Source organism: Rhodococcus sp. AH-ZY2 (genome assembly GCF_030916465.1).
In the GTDB taxonomy this organism is placed as follows: domain Bacteria; phylum Actinomycetota; class Actinomycetes; order Mycobacteriales; family Mycobacteriaceae; genus Rhodococcus; species Rhodococcus ruber.
In genome coordinates, this window is record NZ_CP126458.1 from 3,836,261 (window position 1) to 3,848,452 (window position 12,192).

The window sequence follows — 12,192 nt, forward strand, 5'->3', positions numbered from 1 at the left end:
GTCACCCCGGAGGAATCGAAGGGGGCAGGACCGCGTGAACGATGTTACCGACGAGTCACTTTCGCCGGAACCACGCCGACGCAAGGTGCGTCGGCGCAAGACCGACGAGCAGATCGCACAGGAGCGCCGCAAGCGCCGGAACATCGCGATCGGTTGCACCGCAGGAGCGGTCGTCGTCGTCGGGATGGGCGTATGGTTGGCTCACGAAGGGCTGCAGGCCAAGTCGAGCCTCGAGCAGGCCCGGGAGTACGCGACGAGCTCGAAAAATGCCCTGCTGGCCGGTGATACCGAGACGGCGCTGCGCACCGCCGGCGACGCCGACAAGTACGCGAAGCAGGCGCAGGACTCCACCCACTCGCTGCCGTGGAACATCGCCGCGGCGATCCCGTGGCTCGGCAGCCCGTTCGCCTCGAGCCAGCAGATGAGCGATATTGTGACGGGTCTCACATCCGACGTTCTGGTGCCCGCCGTGGACGCCGGCTCGGCCGTCTCCCCCGATCAGCTGATTCTCGACGGCGCCCGCATCAACCTCGCTGCCCTGCGTGACGCCGCACCGGTCCTCGAGACCACCGCGGCCGCGGCCGCGGAGCTGGACGCCCGGGCGCAGGACATCGACGGCACCTACCTGGGCCTGATCGACGACGCACGCACCCAATTGCGGGACCAGACAGGCGAATTGTCCGGTTTGCTCCACAACACTTCCCTCGCGGCGCAGATCGCGCCGGCCATGCTGGGCGCCGACGGGCCGCGCAGCTACTTCATCGGCTTCCAGACCAACGCCGAGGCGCGAGGCACGGGCGGTCTGCTCGGCGGGTTCGGCATCGTGCGCGCGGCCGACGGCGCGGTGCGGGTCGACGACCTGGCGAGCAACCGGGAACTGCGCACCAACTACCAGCCCCTCGATCTCGGGCCGGACTTCGCCCGCACCTACGGGCACAGCCGGCCGACGGTGGACTTCCGCAACAGCAACGTCAGCTCGCACTTCCCGTACGCGGCACAGATCTGGCAGTCGATCTGGCGGCAGGAGTCGGGCGAACGCGTCGACGGGGCCGTCGCGACGGATCCGGTGGCGCTCAGCTACGTCCTCGAGGTGGTCGGCCCGGTGACGTTGCCGGGCGGCGAGAAGATCACGGCCGACAACGTCGTTGAGCTGACTGAATCGACCGCCTACTCGCGATTTGCAGACAACAACGCCGCGCGCAAGCAGTACCTGCAAGACGTAGCGGCGGCAGTGGTCCAGAGAATGACAGGAAGCATCAGCCGGCCCCACGCCCTGCTCAAAGCCCTCGGACGTGCGGCGAGCGAGGGGCGCCTCGCCGTGTGGAGCGCCAACCCGGACGAGCAGGCCGTTCTTGCGGGAACACCGCTCGGCCACACCGTTCCCGAGGATTCCGCCCCGTATGCGGGCGTGGTCGTCAACAACCTGGGCGGCAACAAGCTGGACTACTACCTGCGACGCGAGATCGAGTACACAGCAGGCTCGTGCGACGGCGACACCCGGAGCTCGACGGTCACGGTGCGGCTGAGCAACGACCTGCCCGCGGGTGAGTACACCAACTACGTGGCCGGCATGTTCGACAACCCGGTGGGGGCGCCGTTCGGCGCCAACCTGACTGATCTGTCACTGGTCGCCACCCAGGGCGCACGACTCGACAAGGTGACCGTGAACGGCACCCCGGCCATGAACTTCACTGGCAAGGAACTGGGGCACCCCGTCTACAGTGTGCAATTGCCAGTTCCAATGGGCAGTAGCGTCGAGATCAAATATGACCTCATCGAACCAACGAACCCCGGAAAAGCGCAAGTCCCAGTGCAACCTCTCGTCGATCAGCCGGACGTCGAACTCGACGTTCCTGAATGCAGTTGACCTCGGGCACCGAGGCACTCACGGCGATGGGCACCAGTGCAGATCGCCAGCGTCCGACAAACCCTACGGTCTCCTCAAGCCCCAAAGGCATACGCATGAATGTGAATCGCCGAACAGTTCTCCTCTCCTCGTTGGGTGGTGCGACCGCAGGAATCATCTCGGCGGTGGTCGGGAACTCCCTTATTGATTCTCTGACTACCTCTCCACGAAAGACCCCATGGCACTACCATGTCGATGAGTCGACCAGTACCGACGACATTAACGCGTGGTTGAGGGACCGCACAGACACTGGGACGAAGGTTCTTTCCGGCGTCCATACCACGAGCACTCAACTCGTCGTACCATCAGACACCAGACTCGATCTGTCGGGATGCACCCTGATCCGAGGCCACAGCGCCGGTGGCAACGGAGGCGCCACTATCGTGAACTCCGACCAGGAAAAGGGGAACCACAACATCACGATCATCGGCGGAATACTGCTGGTTGCCCCCCACCATGTCGGCAAACATTTCGGATTCGTAAATGTATCCGAGCTCCGCATCTCCGATAACATAATCAAAGGAGCAGCTGGGGACTTTATGGCTGTTCTAAAGAACTGCAATAATGTATCCATCACCCGCCTGCAGTGGTCCGGCAGCAGCCACCACGGCGAAGACGGTCTTCACCTATACGGCGGGAGCAACTACAACATCTCCGACTGTCACATCCGATCTGGAGACGACGCCTTGGCCTTGACCGTCGAAGCGCCGGACAATACCGTACTCGAGAATGTCAACGTAACCAATTGCAGCCTCAGCTCCACAATGGCCTCCGCCATCAAGATACATGCGAAGCCCAAGGCACGGGATGCCGCAGTTCGTTCCGTTCACATCACCAACGTGAGCATTGTCCAACCGGCACTAAACACTGGACATGATGCGATTCGGATGCTCGACGAATCCAGCGATGATGACAAAGTCCACGGCATCACACTGAATAGCATCAATATCGACAATTCGGGTGGACCCGGAACGGGCATCAGGGCGTCGGGGATCGATCAGCTCACGCTCGACAACATCTCCATTCAAAATATCCAGGGCCAATCGGTGTGGGCATCCGGAAAATCCCGGGACCACAAGGATCTGATACTGGAGAACATCCTGATCACCGACCAGAAGGCTGGAAGCGGGCCTGGCATCACAGTCTCCGAGGCGGACAGGTTCACCATATCCACATGCGTAATTGATAACCCTGCAGCTCATGGGATTCTTGTCCGAAACTCCAACTACGGGATCATTCGCGGGAACACCATTTCGGGAAGTCCGCAATCTGCAATCCGCATCGAGCACTCCTCTGACCTCACCTTGACGGCTAACCTGCTACCAATGAACGAAAGCACGGTTACCGAAGTCGGAGACTCAAGCGGAAACTCGTACGACTCCAGAGTTGCGGGAAGCTCAGCCCGAAGGCCGGCAAGACCTGAACCGGCTGGGGGAGGCTGAATGCGCTGCGGATGCCTACTGCCTGATCTGGTCGCTTTGGCCTGAGCAACCGGGCAGGGTGGGTCACGCTCTGCCCCTAGGCAATCCGAAGGTCCGGATGGCGCCGACAGGAAGTTTCCCCGAGTAGGGTGTCAATCCCTGCTCGTCGGCATACCCGAACAGAATCAGCATGACGACGCGCTCGTGCGGCTCCATTCCGAGGAGCGATGCCATCTTCTGCTCGCGCGTGGCGATGTCGGGCCAGTTCACACAGCAGGACGAAACTCCCTGCGCCTGCAAGGCAAGGATGAATGACATAGCTGCGAGTGATCCGTCGATATAGATCAGGTGCCGGTCTCGCTCATTCGAATAAGCCCCCAGATTGCCTACCAGCACCGCGACATTAGACACCTGCTCCGAGTACCCCGCGGTTCCCATCGCCACTCCGGCGACGAGCCGTGCGTTCTCGGGGTCGTCCATGATCCGCATCGTCCATGGCACGCGGTTACAGGCCGAAGGCGACTCAAGCGCAACCATCAACGCCCTGTCGATTACGCCCCTGTCCACGGGTTTCGAATGGTATGACCGGACAGAAGTGCGGCTAATGGCGAGCGCTTCGAGCGCCTCGATCGACACGACATCCGGGAGGGTCCCGACCCTATACGGTGCACTCGTTTGAATGGGCACATCGGGCCTCGCTAGACCCAGGAACTCGTCGCGGGCCCTCTTGATCCGCCCATTCGGCGAGGTCGATGTAGCGTCGAAGTACGCAGAAAGAACGTCGAAGCACCACTTGAGTTCGATGTCGCTGAGCTCGCTTCCAGCCATACATTTTCCGAGGTCGCCAACCGTCGTCTCGATGTAGTCGACCGCGAACGTCTCGCGTCGAGGTCTCATGCAGAGGCCCTTTTCGAGCATGTGCACGTGTCGGCGCAACGCGAACCGCTGACCCCGATTGCGGTCCGCCCGATAGAACTCCGCCGCGCCTGCGAACACGGCGTTCATCTCTCGGTTGTGGGACGTGCCGAAGACCCGGTATATCGCTCGACCGAGGCGACCGCCGCGACGGAAGAAGGTGCTCCTTACCGCTTCCCTGGCACTTACGAGAACGACCTTGACATCCTGTCTATCCACCAATTCCTCCCAACACCGTACCGGTCTGACTGCGCCAACCCAGGTCCGATGCGATTTCGCTCCACATCGCGAGGTTACGTGCCTTCAACTTGTCGGTCGCGATCACTATGCGTTCGCGAGGGGATTCACTATCCACTGCGCGGGCGATCAAATCGCCGACGATTTCGCCAGGAGAGTACGGATCGGCGACAAACTCCTTGCAATCGAAATCTTCAGCCAACCAGCGATACTTGTGACTCCAACCATGAAGGATCGAGGGAACTCCTTGGGACAGCGCACTTACAAGCGCGTGGTACCGACCGGACACCACCACGGACGCCGCACCGAGAACCCCCTTGAGTTCCTGCCCGTTCAGTCCGTCGAGCACCTCCATGGCGGGCACCTGAGAACGGATCTTGTCTAGGATCTCACGGTCGCGCCGGCCTTCATGACAAAGCCCCACCACACTGAGTCCATGCTGCTGCATCACCAACGACGCTTCTACGAGCCAATTGAGATATCCACTCGCGTGAGCAACGCTGGCGGCTCGCTTCATAATGTTCCAGTTCGGCACGATCACACCGAATCCGCTGTCGTGGCTAGGGACGGCGTTCAGCGTCCCTTCTACACCGATGGTGAAGTCCGGAGAGGTGCCAATCTTAACCCCCTCAGCCTCGCCGACGAGATTTCGCACGTGTTCGTACGAATCCACATCTCGGGCATACACGATTCGACTCGACTGCACGGCGCGTTTGGCCGGTTTCGCGGTGAGTTCGAAAGGGCCGAATGCCTGAGGAAGCATATAGATGGGGATACCCCTACTTGCCCACATTTCGTAATTTCGCGCCCTCCTCATCAGAGGTGCATCGGCCCATTGGTCTCCGAACGCGAATCCCGTGATATCGAACACCGCGTCCACTTCGGAGGCAGTCACGAAGGGAAGGCGATCCCGCCAGCTGCCCTCAACTGCCCGACCCAATCGCGGAAAAAATCCGACGCGCTCCTCGGCCAGCAGCGTATCGTAGCCGATCCACGCCTTCTGTCGCTGTGTGCCGAACCGGACCGGGATGACCGGCTGCGCGCCAAGGTGCTGGCGAATCCCGACGCCCGCTGCGACCAACATGAGATATGCACCTTGGTTGAGAAAGTTTCCCCCAGTGACCAGTACCTTCATTGTCATAGTGAACCTCTCAAATTCTGTTCCCCCGCATGCGTAGGAACCTCGGGCTTTCGGTGCCTTCCCATGTATCCCTGCTTACTTGCGCGACGACGCATACCTGTGCGAGTCATTGCCATGACCGCTTCCCTCAGTTCCCGATTCAACAGAACGTTCATACACCACACCGCGGCGACGCAGACACTAGCGGCAAGGGCGCTGGAAGTGCCGTTCGGAATGAGTGCAGATGCGGCGAAGATCGTAGCCAGCGTAGGGGAAAGGACCAGCAGACCCCGCAGCAATGATAGAACAACGCCAGCGAGCAGCGCGGCGGTAAGCGCCCCAAAGACAGCGCCGATCGAGACCGCTTTACCGAGGCCCGCCGCGCCGTAGGTGTCGACCAAGAATGGCCGCGCCACGATCGTAACTACGGCGGCAACCCCCACTGACAAGATCGCCTGGATGTTTGCCCCGCGCGCGTTGAGCGCCTTTGTCAGAACGTAACTGAGGAGGAGTGCCCCGATGCCCACACTCAGTCCACGCACAATCGAACTCGTGATGGCGACCGACGATTCGCCGAACTCTCCACGGCCAAACAACAGTTGCACTAATGGCCCGGCAAGCAGATAAAGCAGCGAGCCGCATAGGACGGCAAGAGCCAGCAGTGGCCTCGTCAATGCTGCGAGCCGTGCCCGAAACTCCGCCTCCGCGAGTATTGCAAATGTCGGCAGACTCGCGAGACCGATCGGCACCGCGAGTAGGAGGATCCCCGTGTCCGAAATAATGCGTGCGTAGTCGACCGCGGCAACAGCATCCACTCCTACGTCAGACGCTTCGATCTTTTCAGTAATAATGACGCTCTGAGAAAAGAGCGGCATCCAGATCAGTACCGATGCGCTCTTCAGGAAGGGCTTCGCAGTTGCGAGGGCGTCTCGTGTAGAGAGCGACCCTGTAACAACGTCCGACGAGAGGTAACCACGCCTCCGTATCCGCGCGACCGCCCAGGCCGCCATAAGCGCATACGCCGCGGTAAAGCCCCATGCAAGCATGGAAGGCCGTCCGAGGCTGTAGCCGGCCACGATGCCGATGATAAGTCCGACGCTCTGACCAGACGCGCGCACACCGCTGATCCGATAGTCGGCGTTCGCCATCGCGAAATATCCGGCAATATTGTAATAGAGGTAGAACGGCGCACCGACAGCCATCGCGACGACCATAGACACCGTCAGATCGACAAAACTCGCGTCGAGCTCCGGTGCAAGAATTCCGACGAACTGCTGGCCTAGCAGGATTGATCCGGAGGCGAACACCAAACCAATACATATTAGTCCGACGCGCACGACTCGATACAGCGCGAGTGCTCGCGCGTGATCGTCCTTCCGCAGACGGGCCTCGTGAGGCAGGAACGCTCCGCTCAAGGCGTCCGTCGTGACGAGATTGAGCGGGGACAAGACCGCGGTTTGGGCCATACGGTTGGCTGCCGCAACCTCCGAGGTCCCGTACAGGTAGGCAAGTAACCCCTCCCGGAAGACCCCGAGGAGCTTTCCCATGAGCCCGCCAGCGAAAAGACTAATTGCGCCGCGTAACATCAGTACTCAATCGATTGGGTCATGAGTAAGTCCGCTCGGGCTTCCCATCGAGGAAGATCGTTCGGTACAGCGCGAGGTAGCGCTCCCTTTCCGTGTCGGCACTGTACTTTTCTCGAACCAGCTTTGCGGCGGCGGCGCCAGTCGTCGGGTTTCGAATTGCACGAATGACGGCATTGGCGATTTCCTCGCTTGTGGGCTTGGAAGCCAAGTAACCCGTCACTCCTTCCAAGATTTTGTTGGGTATTCCGCCGACGGCGCACGCGACGATTACTCGACCATGCGACATCGCCTCCAGCGTGGTAAGGCTGCTTCCCTCGAATCGAGACGGCTGTACAAATAGATCGGCACCTGCAAGGCTATTTCGGACCTCATCGTCAGAGCGCCCTCGCAGGATGCTCAGCGTCACGATCGGTTGGACCGCAGCCTTCGTCACTAATTCATCTGCTGCTGGCCCATCCCCAAAATGGGTCCATTCCCAACCCGCCGGCATGGCGTCGCGAACCGCAGGATCCTTCAACGCGTCCAGAAGAAGATCATATCCCTTGTTTCTGACGAGTCTGCCCACAGTCACGATCTTGAAGGTTCTCCGATCGCGGTTCGGCATCGGGCCGACGCTCGACAACGGCAGGAGGTCCACTGCGTTAACGACGCATTCGATGCGGGAAGCGCAGCAGCCGATGTGCCGCGCGATAACTGGAGCAAGAAGTTCGTCGGTGGCAATGAGCTTGTCAGCGAACCGCCCTTTTCGTGCAAGGCGTCGGAGAAACAGCCGGTTTGGTACGCGCTTCAAAGAGAAGCTCCCGAATGCCTCCAACCCATGCGGATTGACGACAGTACGGGCAGTGGCAAACCGGCCAGACTGATTGAGGACGCCTGCAGCCGCGCCGTGCAGATGCAGAATCTCTCGGTACCTATCCGACAGTGCGATCGTTTCTCGCAGTCGCTGAACCCAGAGCCAATATGCAAGTCCGAAGGTCGGTCCACCCCCAGTGGAGAGGCCTGAGGGCCATGGCACATCGACCACGTCCACACCGTCTGGGACGATTCCCTGCATGGTTTCCGACGCGGTGTAGAGCCGCACAGTGAGTCCTGCTGCCAGCATTCCCTCTATATGACGAACGGCGGCGCGTTCCATACCCCCAACACCGTCGCCGAATGCGATCTTTCTTATGCAGATATTCACGCGTAAGGGCTCGTTACTCATCGATCCACCACCCCGTTCTTCCACTCAACAGCGCGATCGCGTGTCTGGTACACGATGTATCCGATAACGACGACCGAACCCATGAAGATGACCTGCGCACCGAGCGGTCCACGCAAGAAGCCGAACATGCAAACAGCGACTAGGACGCACATGTGCGCAGACGTCGACATGGGACGCAGGTAGTACGCCAGATCAAGCCTGCCGGAAATGAAGCCGAAGGCGATCAGACCAGCTATGACCCCTACTATCCCGAAATCGATATAGAATTCGGACCAGATTGGTAGTGACAGATTCTGGAAGGAGTACCCCCGCGCGTCGGCGACGTCGATGCTCGCCGGGTTGGCTTTGCCCGCCCAGAGTGCGCGCGGAATGAAGAAGAGGCCCGCGGAAAGAACGTACTTGCCGAAAGTATGTCCGCTCTCGTCAACAAAGTAAATAGAGTTGATCAACTGCTGGTAACCGTCGTAATCAACAGTGAAGAACATGTCTGGGAACCCTCGAAAGGGGCTCGACTGGACTGATTCTCTCTTGAACCAAGTAGCGAGGGGATACACGAACAACAGCCCCACTACGCACACAAACGCAAACATCAAACGTCGCTTCGCGCTGTCGATGCGTACAGCCGCCAAGAGGACTGCCGCGATGGCACCGAAGGCGATGTAGCGCGAACTCGAGAATGGATTCGCCAACAGCAGAACGAGGGAAATCCCCAAAACTAGGGTGACTAATGGCCCACCCCGACCCCGGCCAGTTTGACGTGCGTACTGGAAGAAATAGTGCGATGCCGCATATGCGGCAACTAGCGCGGCCGCCGCCGGAAGTCTGTTAAGCAAGAAGAGCTGGATGGTGTCACCGTCCGCCGCAGAAATACCGTTCTCCGCGAACGCGCTTCCAACGTCGTCACGCGTTGCGAAGCGGCCAGCAACTCCCCCCGTGATCGCAAGCACCGGCAGCGCCAGAACGAGGGCCATAGCAAACGGAATCCACATTCGACCGTATCCGGCCTCTCCAGGTCCGGATTCCACCCGCGGCTCATACCCCTCCCCGTCGGATGTGATCTGCGCCGCCGTACGGCGAGCGATCAGCTTGCCTGCTACGAACGAGAGCAACGCGACGGTGGTGATCAGCTGGGCCTCGACGTAGAACTCGTCCATGAGCGAGTCGGGCCACGGCAACCGCCCCGCATCGAGTTGTGCCAGTGGGGCCACACACAGCCAGACCAGCGAGAATGACCAGAATGTGAGGGTGATCGGCCCGCTGTCGCGACTTCGAATGCCCCTCGCGATTTGAAGCAGACAAATGAACGCGTTAACCAAGCCAACAACGTTGGCCACTCTTAGATCTTGGACAAGGTTGTACCAAAGAAATAGCACACCTCCAAACGGCAGTAGGATGCTGAATGTTCCGCCGGCCGCATGGAAGGGACGCGGCGACGCTGAGGACCCGGGGGATGAGGTAACAACTCGCGCACTTCTGTAATGAGGTTCAGTGCTCATCAGGACGACCCGACACCGATTAGCAGACCACGTGCTTGCTCGATTCTTCCCGCCCACGAGTGGCTTTCCGCGAGTCTTGACGAGATCGCGGACTGCTCGACTGTCCAGTTCTGAAGTACGTCTGCGACCTCAGCCGCAAAGTTGTCGCTCTCAGCGATAACCACTCCTTCGGGCCTAGCGGCGACGACGCTCTTAATCGGCGTGCAGACCACGGCCATTCCTGCCGCCATGTACTCGTACACTTTCAATGGGAAGACGCCGCTCGTGTACTCGTTTAGGTGGTACGGGATTACTCCGACCTTTGCCCGGCCGCAGACAGCGGCAAGTTGGTCGAGTGAGAGCTTGCCCAGATACTCGACGTTCGGATGCGAAAGCAGTTTCTGCAACTCGTTTTCTCCCGATACGCCGTCGATGCTCACCGGCCCGGCCAACCGCACTCTGATTCCGCGTTCGACAAGGTCCTCCACAAGGTGAAAATTGACCTTGGTCGGTGTGAGGTTCCCTGCGAACACGACACTGTCGTCACGCTCAAGCGATGCGGCGGACGAGAACTTTTCCACGTCTGCGACGTTCTCCCAGACCTGAGGACGACCGCCCAGCTCCGTGAGATGATTTGCAACACCGGCGCTGCTCGCGATCACATGGTCTGCTCGCGCAATCAGTCGCTCCTCCGCTGCAAGCAGCGCATCTCTGGGTACTCCAGGTAGGGTGTGCAAGAGGTCGACCGAGTGGTACACCACCCTTGAGTGGAGGTCCTCAAGGCCGTAGGTAAGGGGTGAGAAGGTCCACAAGACAGAGCCCGGCGTCGGCTCCAGTTTGCGCGCCAGGGTGGCGCTGACGAGACGCCTATTGATCGCTCGTACTACACCCGCGCCATGGTACGGAATCACTTTCGGCGAGATGATCCGCACGTTCGGCACAGAGGTCTCCCTACCGGAGCGGCGCAGACCCTTCCCGAACCGCGACGCGAGACGCGCAAAGTCTGCTTTGGATACGGTCGGCGCACGCAATCCCATCGATTCGATATACGAGACCTTCGTGTGCTCGGCCAGGCCAACAGCCATGTACTGCTTGTTCGTCCACACCGAACTGTGAAAGTCCGCTGTGGAGAGCACGGTCACGTCAGGAATCAAGATCCACCGCCCATGTTGGACGAATGAGCCGATCGATCCCGAATCCTCTCGGATCCGAGCCATTCAACGATATTGCTGTTGAACCTGTGTGTACCGAATCGCCTCGCCTGCTCGACGCTAGTCTCAGGATCGCAGGACGCGGCGACGACAGTCGCATCACGCAACTCGGTGGCGTCGTCGGGATCGCACAATGCACCGGTCACCCCGTCGACGACAGTCTCCGACACCCCGCCGATTCGATTCCCTACCACCCGCGCTCCGGCAGCCATTGCCTCCACAGGCATGATTCCGAAATCCTCGACTGCTGTGAACACATAGACCGTACAACGCTGATACAGCGCGTACAGCAGCTCGTCATTGACTCGCCCGAGAAAATAGACTGGGACAGAGGATGTTTCAGCGATTGCCTCGAGACGTCCCCGGTCCGGCCCATCGCCTGCAACGACAACTGGGGTGTCTGTCAGCCTACCTGCGTCGATCGCCGCCTCGATCTTCTTGTACCGAACAAGCCTCGACGCTGCGAGGACGAACTCGCGCGGCAAGGCATCAAGCGTCGCCCTATCCCTTGGACCCAGTACGCCGGCCCAATCGGCCACGGATTGGATCCGCTCGACGTTCACAGGAGGGTAAATTACCCGCGCGTCAACTCGCCAGCACTGCCGAATCCGCTCGGCGACGAACCGACTGTTCGCCGCCAGTTCGGCGCCCTCCTGAGCGCGTGCTCGGTCGAGCGAACGGAACAGTGGCGCAACGGCACGCACTAGTCCCGACGAACCCCGCTCGTCCAACTCCGGAACCCACAAGTAGCGAGCGGGCGTATGGACATACACGAAGCGATCAATGTTAGGAGCATTGGCGAACCGCACGTGGTGTGCAAAGAGATGACTGCTCACCAATGCCCATTCGACATCGGAGCATCGCCTCGTACGCCAGATCGCTGGCATGATCGGCAGTGACAGGGCTTTGCTCCGGCGCAGGGGTGTCCGAGCCAGTGCGCTCTCACGGATTCGCTCGGCGCCGAATCGCCCCGGTGCGTCATCCCACAAGCAGATGACCGGCGCCGACGGAATCAACTCTGCGAATGCCTCGACAACATTCTCCGCGCCTCCGGTGCGTTCGATCCATTCGTGGACTATCACACCGCCACTCATATCCTCACATCCCTGTCATCTCT

9 protein-coding genes are annotated in these 12,192 nt (G+C 60.2%); 2 read left to right on the top strand and 7 right to left on the bottom strand.

Annotated features, from left to right (window positions below; genetic code table 11):
• The first annotated feature begins 85 nt into the window (after positions 1-85).
• Both QNA09_RS18435 and QNA09_RS18440 read left to right on the top strand, forming a co-directional pair.
• On the top strand, positions 86-1,867 hold the full coding sequence (locus QNA09_RS18435; protein ID WP_119699997.1) for a DUF4012 domain-containing protein: 1,782 nt from the start codon (positions 86-88) through the stop codon (positions 1,865-1,867).
• A 95-nt stretch (positions 1,868-1,962) separates the two neighbouring features.
• Positions 1,963-3,348 (top strand): right-handed parallel beta-helix repeat-containing protein, encoded by a 1,386-nt coding sequence (locus QNA09_RS18440; RefSeq protein ID WP_162919333.1) that lies wholly within the window; start codon positions 1,963-1,965, stop codon positions 3,346-3,348.
• 63 nt (positions 3,349-3,411) lie between these two features.
• Here the strand turns inward: QNA09_RS18440 and QNA09_RS18445 are convergent, their stop codons facing one another.
• From QNA09_RS18445 to QNA09_RS18475, 7 genes are all read right to left on the bottom strand, one after another.
• Complete coding sequence (locus QNA09_RS18445) at positions 3,412-4,461, bottom strand: nitroreductase family protein (RefSeq protein WP_155621898.1); 1,050 nt, start codon at positions 4,459-4,461, stop codon at positions 3,412-3,414.
• Positions 4,454-5,563 (bottom strand): polysaccharide pyruvyl transferase family protein, encoded by a 1,110-nt coding sequence (locus tag QNA09_RS18450; RefSeq protein ID WP_308071991.1) that lies wholly within the window; start codon positions 5,561-5,563, stop codon positions 4,454-4,456. The genes QNA09_RS18445 and QNA09_RS18450 overlap by 8 nt, the downstream gene beginning before the upstream one ends.
• A gap of 53 nt (positions 5,564-5,616) precedes the next feature.
• Positions 5,617-7,146, bottom strand: coding sequence for a lipid II flippase MurJ (locus QNA09_RS18455; RefSeq protein WP_162919335.1), 1,530 nt, complete (start codon positions 7,144-7,146; stop codon positions 5,617-5,619).
• 58 nt (positions 7,147-7,204) lie between these two features.
• Positions 7,205-8,389, bottom strand: a complete 1,185-nt coding sequence (locus QNA09_RS18460; RefSeq protein ID WP_082335551.1) for a glycosyltransferase family 4 protein — start codon at positions 8,387-8,389, stop codon at positions 7,205-7,207.
• Positions 8,386-9,723: an O-antigen polymerase gene (locus QNA09_RS18465; protein ID WP_162919336.1), complete on the bottom strand. Its 1,338-nt coding sequence runs from the start codon at positions 9,721-9,723 to the stop codon at positions 8,386-8,388. Before QNA09_RS18465 ends, QNA09_RS18460 begins: the two co-directional genes overlap by 4 nt.
• Positions 9,724-9,884: 161 nt before the next feature.
• Positions 9,885-11,006: a glycosyltransferase gene (locus QNA09_RS18470; protein WP_059174989.1), complete on the bottom strand. Its 1,122-nt coding sequence runs from the start codon at positions 11,004-11,006 to the stop codon at positions 9,885-9,887.
• 8 nt (positions 11,007-11,014) lie between these two features.
• Positions 11,015-12,169 (bottom strand): glycosyltransferase, encoded by a 1,155-nt coding sequence (locus QNA09_RS18475; protein WP_082335548.1) that lies wholly within the window; start codon positions 12,167-12,169, stop codon positions 11,015-11,017.
• Positions 12,170-12,192: the final 23 nt, after the last annotated feature.